Origin of the sequence: Algoriphagus sp. AGSA1, assembly GCF_021390545.1 — a bacterium.
GTDB lineage: Bacteria > Bacteroidota > Bacteroidia > Cytophagales > Cyclobacteriaceae > Algoriphagus.
The window spans coordinates 1-18,591 of sequence record NZ_JAJUWR010000060.1 but is presented as its reverse complement, the minus strand read 5'-3'; the positions used below and the strand labels follow the sequence as shown (position 1 = coordinate 18,591).

Genomic DNA, 18,591 nt, shown 5'->3' with positions numbered 1-18,591 from the left:
TAGTCCTTAAAGGCTACATTTAAGTCTTGTTTTTGCACACCTCAAAATACATGTTTTGAGTTAAAACAGGAAAGGCTAGCCGAGAAATCGACTAGCCTTTTAAACTAGCTACTTTTGAGACAGCCTCATAGGTGCTTTTTTTAAAAAGCGAATGAAACTTTGAAATTGACCCTCGTCCCTGGCGAAAGACTGCTGAATATCTGATCCTGTGCTTCGTAAGATCTAAAGACATACTCTCTTTTGGCATTCAGTATATTTTGCACTCCGAATCCAGCCTGGATACGCTCATCAGCGCCAAAAGATTTGTTGATGTTCAAATTCAGGCTGTTGAATGGTACTGAGTAAGTATCAGTTCGGTTACCGAAACCTACATATTGGAGGGATGATCCTTGCACGTTATAGAAAACGCCTGCTTCCCAACCTGTGGTGAAGGAATTGTAGCTAAGTCCTGTATTGATCAGATAAGGAGCCTGCCCGGCCATATCTCTTTTATCATCGATTACCTGCCCTTCCCTGGCGCTTAGTTCTCTTGATCTAAATTCCGATTCAGACATTTGGATCTCTGATTTTGTGAGGGTCACATTGGTGTTCCAGCTGAAGTTATCCAACGCTGGAGCGATGAATTTCAAGGATTTTCTGAATTCAAATTCCAACCCGGCCACGGTTCCATTTCCTACGTTTCGTGGCTGGAATGTACCTGGATCGGCGAGGAACTGAACCATTTCTATCGGTTTTTCAAAGGTCTTGTAGAATGCACTTACTGACAGCATCTGACCCTTCTCCTGAAAAGCTTCCCATCTCAGGTCAAAGTTGTTTACCCTGGTAGAGACCAGGTTGCCATCCCAAAGAACTTCAGTCCCTCCATTGGTGGTTTCTGGATAAAGCCCTCCTATAAACGTCCTACCTGTAATAGGATCAAGAATCTCAGCATAAGAGAGCTCTTTGAAAGAAGGTCTGGCAATAGTCCTTGATGCGGAAGCACGGAGGTTTTGATTCTCCTTCAGGTTGAAGATCAAGTTGATCGTAGGAAAGAAATCGAGGTCGTCCAAAACCGTCACCAAGTCGTAATCAATTGTACCTGTCTGATTAGTACCTGTGTAGTATTGGTTGAATTTTTCCACTCTCAGTCCCACAATTGCCTTCAATTTATCCGCAGGATTTGCTTCAAGGGACGCATAACCGGCCATATTGGTGGCTATAGAATTGTAAGCATTTGGGTTGATCGGAATAAAGTCAGCATTATATCTCACCCCATTTCTGTTCTCTGCCGAGAATAGATTTTCATCCAACAAGATCTCATTTGGATCTCCGGTGAACTGGGTATTTCCTGTGGCAAACTGAAAACTCTGTATAGTAAAGTCCCGCTGTTTGAACACATAATTACCGCCAAACTTCACTTTGCCCTGTCTGGAAAAAAGCGAGATGTTTTTGACAATATCACCCTTTCCCACTATGCTATATTCTTCCAGATCTCTCCAGATCCTGGCGGGAAGACCAACTTCGGTGGAAACGGTATTGGTTGGTTCTCTGAATCTTGTAAACCTTATGTCCGGGTCGGTTATCGTGGATCTGGTGGGAGCCACTTTCCAGTTGATTTCCCATTCATTGCCTTTTAAAAAATGGGTTCCTGCAAGCAATATGCTAGTCAATCCTCTTTGGCTATACTCCAGGTTATATTGAGAGGCTTCGAAATTTGCCCCCAAATTGGTGTTGATGAAATAAAATTGCCCGGCTTTGGATTCACCATTTTGCAGGTGCATCAGGTTCAATTTGAATTTGGAATTTGTTGTTTTATAGGCAATACCCGCAAGTCCACCTAGCAGAACATTGTTCACCCCAAAGTCACCGCGCTGTCTTTCGAGAGGCTCAAGCTCAGTTAAATTTGCCTCACGGGGCTTGGCGTATAAATTATATTCCGCATCCTGATAGAATTCAGTTTCGTTTTTGTAAGTCAATGCGAAATTGTATCCCCATGTTCCTCTGGATTTGACAAACTGGTTTCCCAATGAGAAGCTGACCCCAAAATCCATAAGGCTGTTTGACCTATATCCGCCTAGTGTCTTGTTGAAATTGCCCAAGATTTGTTGGTATTCAAGCCCTTTTGTCCCATTGGGATTTCCTACTGCATCTCCGTACTGCGGTATGTCTGTTCTTCCGTCTGTGGGAATAGCTCTCGTGCCGTCATCAAATCCCAAAAAATCCGTGTTTCCACCATCGTATTTCAGGTAGTTGGAATTGAAGTGCATAGATGGATTGATACCTCCGCTGAGACTCAGGCGCATGGTTTTTTCCTCCGGAAAATCCTTGGTCTCTATATCTACAACACCTCCGGTAAAATCTGCCGGTAAGTCAGCGGTGAAGGATTTGGAAACAATTATATTATCAATCACATTGGTGGGAAAGATGTCCATCTGTATGGTATTTCTATCTGGATCAAGTCCCGGTATATCCACTCCGTTCAATACTGTTTTGGTATATCTGTCTCCCAATCCTCTTACAAATATGTATTTGCCACCTTCTATGGATACTCCCGTCACACGCTTGATGGCAGATGCTGCATCCCCGTCCCCGATCTGCCGGAAAGTACTTGCGGAGATTCCGTCGATGAGATTGGCTGCATTTCGTTTTACTGACAACAATGCAGACTCTGTAGTACGTATGGCCGAAGCAGAAACAGTTACAGTTTCCAAATCTGAGGCCTCTTCTGTCATCAATAGATCACTGATGACATTGACCTGTCCGGCCTTCACTTCCACTTCGGTTAGGTTGATAGAGGAATAGGATATATAAGAAACCTGAAGGGTATATATCCCCGGCGCAACTTTTATTTCATATTTGCCATCAAAGTCAGTAACTGCCCCTGTGGAGGTTTCTTTGACTAAGACAGAGACACCGTACAAGGGTTCTCCTGTGGCTTCTTCAAATATAGTACCGCGAATAGTACCGTTTTGGGCAAAGGCAAAGCCTGCAAAAACCTGTGAAAGTACCAGCAGAACTAAAACCAGAAGTCCTTTCATAAATGTATTGGTAGATTGATTTTTCATACAGCAATTAGGTTGGAAACTTAAAAAGAAGGAAGAAAGTAACCTTGCAAGTCCTTCCTTCCTTCTGTTAAAGTGAGTGATGATTACAGATCAGCTATTGCTCCAGCTGCGGCAGCCCAAGACCAAGAGCTGGCGAAAGCGCTCTTGTCAGCACCTACCGTATTTGCACCGGCTGCGACGCTTGTCGCATGAGCAGCAGTTCCGTTTTTGAATACATCAGCAAGTGTGACGCCTTCAGCAAGAGTGATTTCAAGATTTGCAAATTTCAAAGCACCATCAGCGAATGTTGCCAAGGTCTTATCACCGCTAAGTGAGAAATCACCCCTGCCATCGGTTGTTGCGGGATTTGGGAACCCAGTGAAGTAAATGTTTTCAAAAGTACCTCTTGCCCCATCACGGAAGTCGCCAAGCTCAGCGACAGAACTTCCTAGTACTGTACCGTTTATCAAAGTATGACCTGCATTGAAGGATCCTTCAGGGCCATCTATTTCAAGTGCGTGATCAGTTTCACCGCCGCAGATTACTATAAAATTGTCCATAGTCCCAGACCAAGCCTGATCAGTATCGAGTCCGTCATCACCTGCATTCCATACGATTGCGTTTTTCACGTTCACAGACCCACCAAACCATTCGATACCATCATCTTGGTTGGCGATCACCTCTACGTTCTCGATTACGGTACCAGAACCTACACCACCCAAGGTGAGGCCATTGATTTCGTTTCCTTCGCCTATATTGGCACCACCATGACGGATAGATATATACTTGATGATACCTGAATTATCCTCATCATCAGACCCACCGTAAAGACCATTTGTATCGGAAGGGGGAATACCTTCGATTTGGGTTTCTGTTACATCACCTGCAAGAGAAGCTTTGGCGTTTCCTAGAACAATCAAACCGCCCCAAAGACCCGAAAGATCCGACTCCAAATTAGGAGAAGCAATCTGGCCTGGAGTGATTTCATCAGCTACAGTAGTGAAAATGATAGGGGAGGAAGCAGTACCCTGCGCATCGATTTTAGCTCCTCTGGCAATGATCAATGCTGTGGCATTTGATCCTGAACCAACTTCTCCTTTAACAATTACGCCAGGTTGAATAGTTAGTGTGTTTCCAGAGGTTACGGCGATTCTTCCACCAAGTACATAAGTCTTACCTGTTTCCCAAGTAGTATTGGAAGTAATGTTGGAATCCACTCGTAAAACATCATCATCCGGTGTAGGCACTGGATCAGGATCATTTCCATCTACGCAGCTAGTGAAACCAATTGCTAGGGCAGCAAACATGGTTAATAGAGAGTTGAACTTTTTCATTGAGATTTATAATTGATTAGGATTTGCCTTATTTGACGTTGCAAATCTGTCTCAATTTTTCACCTCGAAAGAATTATCCGAATTATCCTTTTTTTAATAAAAAAAGCGGAATTTAATATTGGAATAACAAAATACGCATAAAAAAAGGCTTCTCTTCCGAAAAGCCTACTGTGACTGAATTATCTGTTATTTCAATGTTACCGATTTGTTAATAGGAACTTTCTCCATCAGGATTTTTACAAGATCTCTTGTATTAATCCCATCTGCCTCAGCCTCATAGTTGAGAATGATCCGGTGGTTCAGTACATCTTCTGCTATTTCCTTGATGTCTTCCGGCAATACATAATCCCGGCCATCCATGAACGCAACTGCCTTGGAGGCGAGATTCAAATTGATACTAGCCCGTGGAGATACACCAAATTGAATGTACTTTGCCTCATCCTTTAACCCATACTGGGCGGGGAATCTGGTGGCGAATACCAGTTCTATAATATAGTGCTCTAGAGGCTCTGCCATTTTCACGTAATTGATCTGGTCACGGATCTCAAAGATGTCCTGCTTGGACAGCATGGCATTCACCTCAGAGCTGAATGACATATTGGCCATTCTCCGCATTACTTCCATTTCGTCGGCCTTGCTAGGATAATCTATATGCACTTTCATCATAAATCTATCCACCTGTGCTTCAGGAAGAGGATAGGTTCCTTCCTGATCTACCGGGTTTTGAGTGGCTAAAACCAAAAATGGACGGTCAAGCTGGTAGGTGGTTTCACCTATGGTCACCTGTTTCTCCTGCATCGCTTCCAACAGCGCCGACTGTACTTTGGCGGGAGACCGGTTCACTTCATCCGCAAGAATGAGATTGGAAAAGATCGGCCCCTTCTTCACTTCGAAATTGGCCGCCTGCTGATTGTAGATCATTGTTCCGATCAGATCGGCAGGAAGCAGATCGGGTGTAAACTGAATCCTGTTGAAATCCAAGTGTAGCACTTTGGCCAGGGTGTTCACTGTCAAGGTCTTTGCCAACCCCGGTACCCCTTCCAAAAGAATGTGTCCATTAGTAAAAAGTCCGATTAACAATCGGTTGACCATACGGTCCTGGCCAACTACTATTTTTCTTACTTCCTGTATTACGTCTGCTATTTTTTCCTGATGCATGGAATTGAATCTTTGAGTACTGTTTACCGGAGACTAAAATAGAGCTTTTTGTCCCAAAGGACAATCTTAAATCTTAGAAGCGGTAATGCATAGCCAAGAAAGGGAATTTAGGATATTTTAAGAAGGTGTTTCTTTTCAAGGCAGCAATTCTGATACCTACATACTGTAAAGGGGAATTTGTTCAATATATTTAAGGAAGTTCCCTATACTCTGAGTGGAATTTTTATTTACCGCAAAGCCGCAAAAATCGCAAAGGATGTCGCTGAGAAAATTATCCTTTACATACTAAAGATTATTAACAACTCTTTTTAAGCCATCCGTCATTTTACCCACGTTAAAATTCAAAAGGAGCCATAAAAGCGTAGAGGTAATCAGCGTCCAGATTTACTTGCTCTTCCCCCAGTCTTCTTAAAGCCAGTCAAGCCAAGCCTGTGATATATGGTTTGCTCATCTATCTCCTGCACTTCTCCTACTTTAAAGTCACTGATTGTCAGCTTCTCCATAGACCAACGTACCAGTCGAAGGGTAGGGTGGCCTATAGCCGCTGTCATCTTCCGCACCTGTCGGTTTTTTCCTTCGATCAGGGTCAATGAAACCCAGGTATCCGGAATAGAAGCCCTGTATCGTATCGGGGGATCGCGGTCAGGAAGCGAAGGGGCAGGATCCAGAACTTTTGCAATTGCTGGCTTGGTTTTATAGTCCAGTCCATCCACGTTGATGACCACCCCCTTCATCAGCCCTTTCAAAGAAGCTGCTTCGGGGCGCCCTTCTACCTGGGCATAATATGTCCGCTGGTGCCCAAATCTGGGATTCAACAAATGATGGTTAAGTGATTTGTCATCGGTGATTATCAGAAGGCCCTCAGAGTCCTTGTCCAGTCTTCCTACTGGATAGACCTCCTTTGGAAAATCAAAAAGAGAGGCAAGCGTCTGCCCCTCTCCTGAAAATTGACTTAAAACCCCGAAAGGCTTATAAATGATAAAGTATCTTGCCACGGTCAGTTTCTTAACTTCCGCAGCCGACACAGTCAATGCTGGAATCGGTAGGCTTTACCCCGTCACGTTCCATCTTCAGGTTATGGATTTTATCCCTGATTTCCATGTCCGCAAACATATCTCCAGTGATTTGTGCTTCCAGAGTTTGGATTTGCTCGTTGTAGTTTTGAATTTGTGCTTCGCTCATAAAAGTTATAGTTCAAGGGTTGAATTGATATCCTAAAATAGTCAACGATCCTGAAAAGTTCCTGACCATGATTTCATTTTTTTCCTCAAAAATGATTCCAATTGGACTTCAGAAACTTACCTTCCAGAATAAAATTAAAATAAATGCCTGCTTCAGAACTAGTAAAATTGCGCCGACTTCTACATCAAAATCCTGAACTGGCAGGTGAAGAAGCCAACACAGCCAAAGAAATTATGGCTTTTTTCGAACCTCTCAGACCAGACAAAACTTTACAAAGGGTAGGAGGATATGGGCTTGCATTTGTTTTTAAAGGGGAAGAACCGGGGAAAAGAAGCCTGTTCAGAGCGGAGCTGGATGCTCTTCCCATCCAGGAAACAGGTAAGGCTAAGTACAAAAGCCGGACTGAAGGCAAAGCCCATCTCTGCGGACACGACGGCCACATGGCAATTATCTGTGGCCTTGGAGAAAAACTAGCTTCCCAAAGACCTAAAAGCGGTGAAGTAGTGCTCTTATTTCAGCCGGCCGAAGAAACCGGAGAGGGGGCACGGTGGATTTTGGAGGATCCTAAATTCCGGCAGGTCACACCTGATTTTGCTTTTGCCCTACATAATCTACCCGGATTTCCCTTGCATCGGGCAGTTATCCGAAAAGGCACCTTTGCTGCGGGAAGTACCGGTCTTACGATCTCGCTGACAGGGAAAACTTCCCATGCGGCCCATCCGGATGCTGGAATCAACCCGGCCCACGCTATTGCGAAATTGATCCAAACACTTCCAAAGCTTACTGAAAACCTGCAAACTTTCGCCTTGGTGACGGTTATCCATGCAGAAATTGGGAGTCTGGCTTTTGGGACAAGCGCCGGAAAAGGAAGTCTGAGTCTGACCATTCGGGCATTTGATCAGGGAGATCTGGAGAAACTCATCGAAACCATCACTGAGGAAACCAAAAGAATCGCTTCGGCAGAAAATCTTGGATGTGAGCTCCGTTTTGTGGAATCATTTGCAGTTTCCTTCAATGATCCCATCGCAGCTGAAATAGTAGAAAATACAATGGGAGCCATGAATATAGATCTCATTGAAAAGCCCGAACCTTTCCGTTGGTCGGAGGACTTCGGATTGTTCAGCCAAAGCTGTCCCTCTTATCTTTTTGGATTAGGCGCAGGAGAAAAGAGTCCCCAGCTTCACGAACCTACTTATGATTTTCCTGATGAACTGATTGGGACCGGGGTTAAAATTTTCGAGGGGATTGTCAGAAAAGTCAACGGGTGAAAGATTAAAAAACCAAGCCCGGCTTCTGGTTAACCAGACAATGAAGAAACTAACGCGTCCTCTGCGTAATACGCTGTGCTCTGTGGTTAAAAACAAAAAGCCGACTTACGCCGGCTTTTGAAAGAGTTACAAATCTGAATATTCCGTCGGGTAAAGCAACTTGGTGTCATTCCGGGAAACTGTGTTGGCGTATTCTGGAAGATCTTTCATTCCAGCCCAGTCAGGATCTGCCCCGAATTGCTTCCAATGTTCATTTCTGATTTCCATATTTTCGTGCGTGGTCATATACACCAGATTAGGCATATTGGCTCCGGCAATAGTCTCTCCGTAGAAGATCGGACTGCAGTTCAACTTTTCGAAAATATCCATTTCCCCAGAATTGAACATTTTCACTTTCTGCTTATAAAGGCGCTCTGTTGCTGCTTCATAGCTTCTCAGTTCGTACACCCTGTCCTTTTTGGCATTGGTCAATTTCGATTCCGCAAACTTTGGCTGTCCGCTCATTGCCTGAAGTAAGGAGGTTTCGATCCGTTTGTAGGGAGGCTTGGTATGTGAAGCATTGATATAAGCATCTCCTGCCGTCTGATAAGCTTGGTCTTTTGCCAGTTTGGCTTCCAAGTCCACATATTGATCGAGTGACTTGAATGGGAGGAAAAGATAGACCGCTTTTCCTGCATTGGGCTGGGAGTCTATAGGTTTGAAGACCCCGACTTTTGCTATACCATGTTTATGAGCGGCGGGGATAAAAGCATTGGCCAGGTAGTCATCCAGTATGGCCTCCTGTTCAGCATTTTCTATATGATAGGTTCTCAATTCATAGAAATCTCTCTTTTGGGCCATGAGATTTGTACCCATTAAAAAACACAAGGCTATGGCACCAAGGGAAATCAGTTTTTTTACTTTCATTTTAAGGTTAGGTTTTAGGTTTAATTGTTTGGAATAGCGTGTATTCCATCGACTAAAGTACTGCTTAGGGGGCAAGGATAAAAACCGTTCGTGGATTAGAAAGGAATGGGTAATTCTCTCTCACCAAGTACGGACTTGAACTCAGTAAAAACAGCTGTAGCCCCTGTGGTTAATTAACTAGAAAAGCCGACTTGCGCCGGCTTTTTTACTATTGGTTAGTCTGTGCTTTTTTCATTGGATTGCTACCTGTAGAGGTGCCTCGGGCTGCACCGGACCCTTTGAACAATTCGAATCTAGTCGGCTGATACTGTCTAGGCCAGTAGTTACTGGATTCGTCGATATCTGCTGTTTCTCTATTAGGATCCAGGACGATCTGGGTGACTTCCTTTTCTTTCACGAATACTTTCGTGACCTGGGACTCATTTTTCCTCCATATTTCCACCGGGATACGATCGATTTCTGATGTGCCATCAGCATATTGGAATTCTAAAATGATCGGCATAACCAAGCCACCAACATTCTTGAAAGTAATTTCATAGAAATTTAAATCACTTTCCATCAACTCCTTTTCCTTTGGGGAAAGGCTTGCCATAAACTGCTTATAGCTTTCCTCATCTGCAGGGGTTACCGTGAACGGATTATAGCTGGTGTAGAAATCATGCGTTTCAGGATCTGCCTCAATGACCGTTTCTTTGACGTCATTTCTGTTAAACTCTTTGGATACATAATCCTCTTCCCGCTCAGCCTCTGCCTTCATGTCCGCCATCTTTTCAGAAGGTGTACGATTATCCATCTTGTAAAGCGAGACATTTTCGATAGCAATGTCCACAGGGTCAGTGCCATAGAACCATCCTCTCCAGAACCAGTCTAAATCCACTGCCGAGGCGTCTTCCATGGTACGGAAAAAGTCATCCGGAGTCGGGTGTTTGAACATCCATCGACGGGAATACTCTTTGAACGCGAAATCAAACAATTCCCTTCCCATGACAGTCTCGCGGAGGATGTTCAATGCGGTAGCCGGTTTAGCGTAAGCATTAGGTCCGAACTGGATAATATTCTCCGAGTTGGTCATGATAGGCTCCAATGTGTTTTTGGCACTCCTCATATAAGGTACGATCTTATGGGCTGGGCCACGGCGAGAAGGGAAGTTGCGGTCCCATTCTTGTTCGGCCATGAACTGCATGAAGGTATTTAAACCCTCATCCATCCAAGTCCACTGTCTTTCGTCGGAATTCACAATCATAGGGAAAAAGTTGTGTCCTACTTCGTGGATAATTACTCCGATCATTCCGTTTTTGATTGCTTCAGAATACGTCCCGTCAGGATCAGGCCGTCCGTAGTTAAAGCAGATCATAGGGTACTCCATGCCATTGGCCGCTTCTACAGAGATGGCAGTGGGGTAAGGATAGTCAAAGGTATGAGAAGAATAGGATTTGATCGTGTGTGCGACTACCCGGGTAGAGTATTGACCATAGAGTGGATTTGCCTCCTTGGCATAGTATGACATAGCCATTACATCTTTACTGCCTTGCTTCACGGCCATAGCGTCCCAGATGAATTTACGTGAAGATGTCCAAGCAAAATCCCGCACATTTTGCGCCTTAAACTTCCAAGTTTTTTTAGCCGTGGATTTGCCTTTTTCTAATTCAATCGCTTCGTCCTGGGTACGGATCACTACTGGGGCATCGTACGTTTTCTTGGCAGTGTTCCATCTGTTCAATTCCGTAGCGGATAGCACCTGGCTGGCATTCTGAAGTTCACCTGTGGCGCCGACCATATGGTCTGCCGGCACCGTGATATTCACTTCATAGTTGCCAAATACCAAAGCAAATTCACCGGAACCCATAAACTGCTTGTTTTGCCAGCCTTCAAAATCGGAATAAACGGCCATTCTAGGAAACCACTCCGCCATAGTGTAGAGGTAATTGTCATCTCCCTCGAAATATTCATAGCCTGGACGTCCTCCTATGTAACCAACCCTATTGGTGATGTTAAAGGTCCAGTCCACGCCAAAAGTAAAACTATCCCCAGCTTTCAATGGTGTAGGAAGATCAATACGCATCATAGTCTTATTCACGGTCACCGGAAGAGGATTTCCTTTGGCGTCTTTCACTTCAAGGACTTTATAGCCAAAATCTTCATTGGCCCAGATTAGACCTTCAAGGTTTCGTAGGGTCATCCTGGAACCGATGGAGCTTTCGGCTGCCTTTGGAGTATCTGAATCCTCCCCTCTTTGGTTTTCCTCCAGTTGAATCCAGAGGTATGTCAGCTGATCAGGAGAGTTGTTGATATAAGTAACTTTCTCAGATCCCTTGATGGATTGGTTGGTGTCATCAAGCTCTACATTGATCACATAGTTAGCCTGCTGCTGCCAATACATATGGCCAGGTGCGCCAGAGGCAGTTCTATATACGTTTGGGGAACGGAGCATGGGGCCGAGCTGCTCAAAACGCTCCGCATGATTTTGCTCTGAGTGTTGCGCAAAAGCAGGAAAAATCCCTGTGACTGCCAATGCCGCAAGTGCTAGTAGTTTTTTCATATCAGGTTGTTTAATTCTCTAATCTATAGTTAGGCTTACTCTATTTTCTACCAAAATTTCGTCTCCAACATCAGCATCAGTGCAACACCGAAGACCATGGATGCGACTACCAATGTCCACTCCTTCCTACTCACCCCTGCTAGACCTACCAATATGGAGGTAAGCAATAAGAACACTGCGACTATCACCAATTGACCAACTTCAAGGCCTAGATTAAATGCCAGCAGTGGTTGCCAGATACTCGCCTCTTTGCCCAAAAGGCTCCTTAGGTAATTGGAAAATCCCAGTCCATGGATTAACCCAAAGATAAGTGCGAAGATATAGTTGATAGAAATACCTTTACCTGAGGAAGGCTTTGGTCGGAGTATGGTAATAAATGCCGTGATCGCTATTGTAACCGGAATCAGAAATTCTATTAAATCAGAGTTTATGTTGACAACTTTGAAGGTGGCCAGAGCTAATGTAACCGAGTGCCCTATGGTGAAGGCAGTTACTAAAATAACAACTTTCCGCCAATCCCGAGGGATAAATACCGCGCAAAGCGCAAGGACAAATAAAATATGGTCATAGCCGTTGATATCGAGGATATGCTGCAGACCTAGACGGAAATATAATTGAAATGAGTTCATAGAAAGGGTGGATTACTCCTAAAGGAAGTAAATTGCGCAATAATACGTTTTAATTAGGAGAAAAGACAGTCCGTATAACACCAAATGCAACAGTATTACATATTAATGCTCAACCTGGGATGGTTGGTATTCGCACATCCCTTCCACCTTAGTTTGACTGAGATTAAGTATAATAGAACCTCTGAACGGCTGGAAATCTCGCAGAAGATCTTCTGGGATGATCTGGAAATTGCGCTAAGTGCTTTCCATGAAACCCCCATTGACTTCTTGAATCCCGTGAAGCAAGAAAAGCTCAATAAGCAGATTGAAAACTATTTAAAAGAGAAAACAAAAATCTGGGTTAGGGGGGAAATCATCTCTATGGATTTCCTTGGCTATGAGATAGAGGAGGATGCCGCATGGTTTTATCTGGAATCAGAGAAAGTGCAGGAGACAACATCCATCAAAGTTCAAAACGCGGTGTTGACTGATGACTTTTCAGATCAGAAGAATGTGGTGCAGTTTTTTTCACAAGAAGGGAGGCCTAAGAGCATCATACTAAGCAGGGATTCTGACACAGGACTTCTTGATTTTTAGAATTTCCGCGGGACTCAGAGCAAAATATAGAGACATGTTCCACCTTGATTTTTCAATATTTCATAGATAGCCTACGTTTTTCCTAAGAATTTAGATTAAGTTGAAACTATAACTTAAAAAAAATGAAATATTATCATAAACAGATGGTTTACAGATTTTTATATGGTACCTAAATAATTTATCAGAATCCTATTAAGATTTCAATATTATTTCTACATTCATAGTCAGATTCTGATTTTCAGAATTTTTACAATTTACCCATCTCAAACCTGACAGGTTAAACGAACCTGTTAAAAATTTACTAAAACTTATGTGTAACCTGATTTACCCAAAATCTCGGGCACTATTTCCGTGGAAATATTTTCACGGCTCGGTGCTGACACTTGTCCTGCTGATTTTTGTAGCAGGAAGCTCCTACGCCCAAAGCAGAAATGTGAGCGGCGTGATCAAATCTTCAACCGGCGAGACTATGCCCGGTGTGAATGTCCTGGTTAAAGGTACCACCATCGGTACGGCCTCAGATATTGACGGCAACTTTAGCCTAACTGTCCCCTCCGACGAATCCATCTTGGTTTTCTCATTTATTGGCTACTCCTCCAAAGAGGTCATGGTAGGCAATGCCAGTGAGTTGGATGTAACCCTGGAAGAGGATCTGTCTTCACTTTCTGAAGTAGTGGTGGTAGGCTATGGTACCCAAGAACGGGCCAAGGTCACCGGTGCCATCTCCTCAGTAGGATCCGAAGAAATCCGCGCATTACCTGTAGCCAGCTTAGCCTCAGCTATACAAGGCAGGGCAGCTGGAGTCAACGTAACCAATACCGGCTCACCCGGTACCAATCCTATCGTTAGGATCAGGGGTATAGGTACTGTGGGAAACAATGATCCCCTGTATGTGATCGACGGGATGCCGGCAGGAGGATTAAATGAGATCAATCCTGCGGATATAGAATCTATAGAGGTGCTTAAAGATGCTTCTACAGCTGCCATTTATGGCTCTAGAGGAGCAAACGGCGTGATCCTGGTGACTACCAAAAAAGGTAAAAAAGGAAAGCCGCTAGTGACCATGGATGCCTATTATGGATCTCAGCAAGCCTGGAAAACCCTAGATCTACTCAATAGAGATCAATATATCGCCTTTGGTAGGGAGTTATTGGGGAATGCGGGTGATGATGCCCCTGCACGCTTTGACAATCTGGGAGAATTTGCCAACAATGATATTGATTATCAAGACGAGATGTTCCGTACCGCCCCTATCCAGGACTATAACCTGGGAATATCCGGAGGTACCGATAATGTTCTCTACAATTTTTCCCTAGGCTATTTCGCTCAGGAAGGCATCATGAGAGGCACGGATTTCGAGCGGGTATCTTTGCGTTCGAATACTGAATACAAAGTCAACAACAGGGTGAAAATAGGTCAGACTCTTACTATCGCCTACTCCAATAGAAATATTGAGCCTTTTTCCGGGGGTAGGAGTCAGCTGGAGCATATTGTAAAAGCCGTTCCATACATCCCAGTAAGAGATGCCTCTCGCCCAGGTGGATTCAGGGCCTCCGATAGAGTGGATGGTTCAGATCCTGAGAATCCGGTATTAAATGCCGAACTGAGGGAAAACAACAGTCAGGAATACAAAATTCTAGGCTCAGCTTATGTAAGTGTTAATATCCTAAAAGGACTAGACTACAAGTTTCTCGTGGGTTTGGATGTGGGAATGGGAGATAATTTCCAATACGCCCCAAGTTTCGACGCAGGTGACTTTAGTGTCCAGCCATTTGCGACAATTTCCAAGACCAAGACAAATTTTGTGTCCCCGCTTTTCAGTAACCAGCTGACCTATGAGAAAGATTTTGGCAACCACCACATTGATCTTTTGGGAGTGATCGAAAGACAGACCTCCACATTTACCAGTCTAAATGGACAAGGACAAAACTCGCTGACCAATGATGTAAGAGAACTGCAAGGTGTTGAAAACCAGACGACTAACAGCACCAGAACAGAATATGCGTTAATATCTTATGTAGGAAGGGTTAATTATGATTATGCACAGAAATACCTGGTAAGTGCAAGCATCAGGAGAGATGGAGGATCAAGATTTGGTCCTGAAAACAAATGGGGTACATTCCCTTCCGTATCCTTAGGATGGAGAATAAGCGAGGAGGGATTTATGAAAAGCCTGGCGGCTGTAAGTGATCTTAAACTCCGTGCCAGTTATGGTGAGACCGGAAATGACAGAATAGGCGACTATGTTTATCAGGCCACGATCAACTCCAACTTGTTTTACAATTTTGACGATAATCTGCTTACAGGAAGTACGATTTCGGCACTTGCCAATGCAGATCTGAAATGGGAAACCACGATCATGAAAAACCTCGGTTTGGATTTAGGTCTATTCAATGACCAGTTCAATTTATCCTTGGAATTTTATGAGAACACCACAGAAGGCATGATTCTCGGAGTGCCTATCCCACCGTCATTGGGATATGATGGTGCGCCGGTAGCCAACGTAGGAACAGTGAAAAATACCGGTTTTGAGATAACAGCCGGGTACGATTTACGTAAAGGCGATTTTCAAATGGGGATCAACGGTAACATGGGATTTGTAACCAACGAATTGACTTCCCTGGGAACCGGAAACACCATCTTTGGCCCGGATTTCCAAGGGGATGCAATGACCCTTACGGAAGAAGGCCAGCCTATTGCCTACTTCTATGGATGGATAGCGGACGGTATATTCCAGAGTAATGAAGAGGCACAATCTGCCCCAAGACAAAACCTGCCGGATGATCTTGGTGAGTATGACCCTACTATCCATACAGCCGCAGGGGACATCCGGTTTAGAGACATCAATAACGACGGAGTCATCGATGCAAACGATAGAGTGAACTTAGGCCACTATCTACCAGACTTCACCTATGGATTGAATGTGAATGCTTCCTATAAGGGATTTGACTTTACCATGTTCTGGCAGGGAGTCTCCGGGAACGAAATTTTCAACAATCTTCGCTTCCATACTGAGGGTATGACTCGTCTGTTTGGTGCGAGTGATGTGGTTCTTGACCGATGGACACCTAGCAATACCAACACCGATGTACCGCGTGCGGTTTCCGGCGATCCAAACAGAAATGCTAGGGCAAGCTCCAGATTCGTGGAGGATGGCTCTTATCTCCGTTTGAAAAACATCTCTTTGGGATACAGTATCCCAAATTCAGTATTGCAGGCGTGGAGCAAAGGGACTATCTCAAAACTTCGGGTATATGTATCAGCCCAAAATCTGCTGACATTTACTCAGTACACTGGATATGATCCGGAAATCGGAGTAAGAACAGGCATCAATTCATCGCTGGGCTCTGGGATTGATTATGGGCAGTTTCCGGCAGCGCGTACGATCATGGGAGGAATTCAACTTGCATTTTAATTTAAAAAAGGAAAAATCATGAAAACAAGATCCACACTTTTGGCAATTATCATGTCTGTTGGTATGATAGCCTGTGATGAGGAGGTATTAAATCCGGTTAATCCCAATCAATTGGGAACGGAGACATTTTACCGTACAGGCCCTCAACTTGTAGCGGCAGTGAATGCTGTATATGCCACACTTCAGGGGAATAATTTATATAACAGAGAGTATTTCTTTCTTCACGATCTATTATCCGACGATGTGGAAAGCGGGGGCGCACAGCTTGAAGCTCAGCGAGCACAAGTACTCAACCACGGTTTTGATGGCTCCAATCCTCTGATAGAAGCAAATTGGAGAGGGTGGTATCGTTTGATCCACCGCGCCAACCTAGTCATAGAAAACGCAGATAATGCAACGGAAAACATTACTGATGCACTACGGTCGAGGATTGTAGGGGAGGCTTATTTCTTAAGAGGTCTAGCGTACTATGAGTTATCTACTTTATGGGGAGGCGTTCCATTGATGGTGACTTCTGCCACCTCACCAGAAGGACTTCCGCGAGCTACCCAAGAACAATCCTATGCACAATCATTGAGTGATCTAAATGAGGCGATCTCACGGCTCCCGCTTAGCTCCACCTATTCAGGCACTGATGTGGGAAGGGCAAGCAAGGGTGCGGCTCAGGCAGTGGCTGCCAAGCTTTTGCTATTCCAAGGTGATTTTGCAGGGGCAAAACCATTCCTGACAGAGATTATCAATTCAAATGTATATTCATTGACTGACCGATATCTGGATAATTTTGAGGAGGAAAATGAAAACAATTCTGAATCAATTTGGGAAATCCAGTTTTCTGAATCCTTTGGTAACGAGGGTGGGTGGAATGCTGATGGCACAGGGATAGCTGAGGTTACCTTCAGGGGGCAAGAGTATGGGCCTAATGCCTGGAGAAACCTGATTCCAAACACGGCACTGGTGGCTGAATTTGAAAAACCGTCCAATGGAGCTCCAAAAGAAGATCCGCGGATGAGCTACAATTTCTACCGCCTAGGCGACACCTTCAATGGAGGGGCAAGTGTATTGGACGAATCTACCGTACAGGGTGATTTCAGCAAGCCTAGCTGGAGGAAATACCAGACGATCTACAAGAGAGCAAATGAAAACACGCAATCCGGCATCAATTTCCGGGCTATACGATATGCAGATGTATTGCTGATGATGGCAGAGGTAGAAAATGAACTCACGGGCCCTGCAGCTGCATTGCCTTACCTCAATATGACAAGAAACAGGGCGGATGTAAAAATGCCGGAATACCCGACCGCGCAATACCCTACTGGTACCAAGGAACAGACAAGAATCGCCATCCAGCATGAAAGAAGGGTAGAAATGCCAGGAGAACAGGTGAGAAACCGGGATATCCGTAGATGGAGACGATTGGGCTTTTTGGAAGGTGAACCTATTTTCGGTTACCAGTCCAGAAATGACCTGCTTCCTATCCCTACTGTGGAACTGGATAATAATTCGGCGTTAAGCAATGCGGATCAGAATCCAGGGTATTAAAAATTAAAATATAATTCTAACCTATAATCTGAATAGCCGGGGAAACCCGGCTGTTTTTATTGAAAGACCACTATAACCATAAGCACTGTAGTTCGACTGGCTCACCAATCGAGGTTTTCACTAAAAACACAAAAAGGGGAAAACTTTACTTATTTTTAATTACCCACGCAACCAATTTTAGATGTCTCTTGTATGGGCTAAAGCAAGCTTGGGAATGTGAAATCTGAAATTCTGGACAAAAAAATCTGGCAAGGTCTGGTGGAGAAAAACCGTAAAGACCAAGAGGTACTGTATAGACTCTATTACAGTTATGGGATGAGTATATGCCTTAGATATACCTCCAATCGTGAAGGGGCGAAGGAAGTTCTGCATGACGGATTCATGGTGCTGTTTGCCGACCCTAAAAAATACAACCCCGATCAACCCTTCAAACCATGGTTTAGAAAAGTGTTGGTAAATCTCTGTATCAATTATTACAAAAAACATCAAAAGCAATCTCATGAAACAGGTCTCGAATTTATTCCCGAATCAGAGGATGCCCAGCCAAGCGCTTTGGATGACATGCAGTACAATGAATTGGTCAGATTGATCCAGAGATTGCCCACAGCTTATCGCACGGTATTCAATCTCTATATTCTGGATGGATATACCCACGAAGAAATAGCAGGAATGATGGATACCAGTATCGGAACCTCCAAATCCAATCTTTCCCGCGCAAGAGAAAAAATAAGAGAGCTGTTAAAACCCAGAAGCCATGAGAAAGAAATCCTACGATAGGAGCGACAAGGAGCTGGATGAAGCTCTGAGGAAAATAGCTGACTCGGCTGAGATCCCTTTCTCTGAGGAAGACTGGGAGGACATGCAGGCGCGCCTTGACCAAGTTTCCCCTCCCTCAGGATCAGTCCTAAAAGTTGGGGGAATTGACTGAATCGATTTTCTTTGTTGAAAAAAAGAATTGGAAGAAAAGGATTACCTCAGCTTGCTTTTGCCGCATGGCCTGCTTGAATTTTTCAAGGTTACTT

14 protein-coding genes are annotated in these 18,591 nt (G+C 44.2%); 6 read left to right on the top strand and 8 right to left on the bottom strand.

The window, feature by feature from the left end:
- Positions 1 to 140 precede the first annotated feature (140 nt).
- From LZF95_RS25730 to LZF95_RS25710, 5 genes are all read right to left on the bottom strand, one after another.
- Entirely contained in the window at positions 141 to 3,017 is a 2,877-nt protein-coding gene (locus LZF95_RS25730) for a TonB-dependent receptor (RefSeq protein WP_233758345.1), read from the bottom strand.
- Between the two features lie 110 nt (positions 3,018 to 3,127).
- Positions 3,128 to 4,357 (bottom strand): hypothetical protein, encoded by a 1,230-nt coding sequence (locus tag LZF95_RS25725; RefSeq protein WP_233758341.1) that lies wholly within the window; start codon positions 4,355 to 4,357, stop codon positions 3,128 to 3,130.
- 186 nt (positions 4,358 to 4,543) lie between these two features.
- On the bottom strand, positions 4,544 to 5,515 hold the full coding sequence (locus LZF95_RS25720) for a MoxR family ATPase (RefSeq protein ID WP_233758339.1): 972 nt from the start codon (positions 5,513 to 5,515) through the stop codon (positions 4,544 to 4,546).
- Between the two features lie 371 nt (positions 5,516 to 5,886).
- Positions 5,887 to 6,516, bottom strand: coding sequence for a pseudouridine synthase (locus tag LZF95_RS25715; protein ID WP_233758344.1), 630 nt, complete (start codon positions 6,514 to 6,516; stop codon positions 5,887 to 5,889).
- Positions 6,517 to 6,520: 4 nt separating this feature from the next.
- Positions 6,521 to 6,697, bottom strand: a complete 177-nt coding sequence (locus LZF95_RS25710; RefSeq protein WP_233758337.1) for a hypothetical protein — start codon at positions 6,695 to 6,697, stop codon at positions 6,521 to 6,523.
- Positions 6,698 to 6,840: 143 nt separating this feature from the next.
- Here LZF95_RS25710 and LZF95_RS25705 point away from each other — a divergent pair, with 143 nt between their 5' ends.
- Entirely contained in the window at positions 6,841 to 7,965 is a 1,125-nt protein-coding gene (locus tag LZF95_RS25705) for an amidohydrolase (RefSeq protein ID WP_233758335.1), read from the top strand.
- Positions 7,966 to 8,091: 126 nt separating this feature from the next.
- Here the strand turns inward: LZF95_RS25705 and LZF95_RS25700 are convergent, their stop codons facing one another.
- The 3 genes from LZF95_RS25700 to LZF95_RS25690 all read right to left on the bottom strand — a co-directional run bounded on the left by LZF95_RS25700 (position 8,092) and on the right by LZF95_RS25690 (position 12,039).
- Positions 8,092 to 8,871: an NIPSNAP family protein gene (locus LZF95_RS25700; protein ID WP_233758333.1), complete on the bottom strand. Its 780-nt coding sequence runs from the start codon at positions 8,869 to 8,871 to the stop codon at positions 8,092 to 8,094.
- A 208-nt stretch (positions 8,872 to 9,079) separates the two neighbouring features.
- Entirely contained in the window at positions 9,080 to 11,410 is a 2,331-nt protein-coding gene (locus LZF95_RS25695) for a M1 family metallopeptidase (RefSeq protein WP_233758331.1), read from the bottom strand.
- Positions 11,411 to 11,457: 47 nt separating this feature from the next.
- Positions 11,458 to 12,039 carry a HupE/UreJ family protein gene (locus LZF95_RS25690; protein WP_233758330.1) on the bottom strand — a complete coding sequence of 194 codons (582 nt, stop codon included), beginning with the start codon at positions 12,037 to 12,039 and terminating at the stop codon, positions 11,458 to 11,460.
- Positions 12,040 to 12,123: 84 nt separating this feature from the next.
- Here LZF95_RS25690 and LZF95_RS25685 point away from each other — a divergent pair, with 84 nt between their 5' ends.
- From LZF95_RS25685 to LZF95_RS25665, 5 genes are all read left to right on the top strand, one after another.
- Positions 12,124 to 12,615 (top strand): DUF6702 family protein, encoded by a 492-nt coding sequence (locus LZF95_RS25685; protein ID WP_233758329.1) that lies wholly within the window; start codon positions 12,124 to 12,126, stop codon positions 12,613 to 12,615.
- A 310-nt stretch (positions 12,616 to 12,925) separates the two neighbouring features.
- Complete coding sequence (locus tag LZF95_RS25680) at positions 12,926 to 16,030, top strand: TonB-dependent receptor (protein ID WP_233758328.1); 3,105 nt, start codon at positions 12,926 to 12,928, stop codon at positions 16,028 to 16,030.
- Positions 16,031 to 16,048: 18 nt separating this feature from the next.
- Entirely contained in the window at positions 16,049 to 17,569 is a 1,521-nt protein-coding gene (locus LZF95_RS25675; protein ID WP_233758327.1) for a RagB/SusD family nutrient uptake outer membrane protein, read from the top strand.
- A 216-nt stretch (positions 17,570 to 17,785) separates the two neighbouring features.
- The gene (locus LZF95_RS25670; protein WP_233758326.1) at positions 17,786 to 18,346 is read left to right on the top strand and encodes an RNA polymerase sigma factor; all 561 of its coding nucleotides are present in this window, start codon (positions 17,786 to 17,788) and stop codon (positions 18,344 to 18,346) included.
- A complete protein-coding gene (locus tag LZF95_RS25665; RefSeq protein WP_233758325.1) occupies positions 18,324 to 18,497 on the top strand; it encodes a hypothetical protein in 174 nt (57 codons plus the stop codon). The genes LZF95_RS25670 and LZF95_RS25665 overlap by 23 nt, the downstream gene beginning before the upstream one ends.
- Positions 18,498 to 18,591 lie beyond the last annotated feature (94 nt).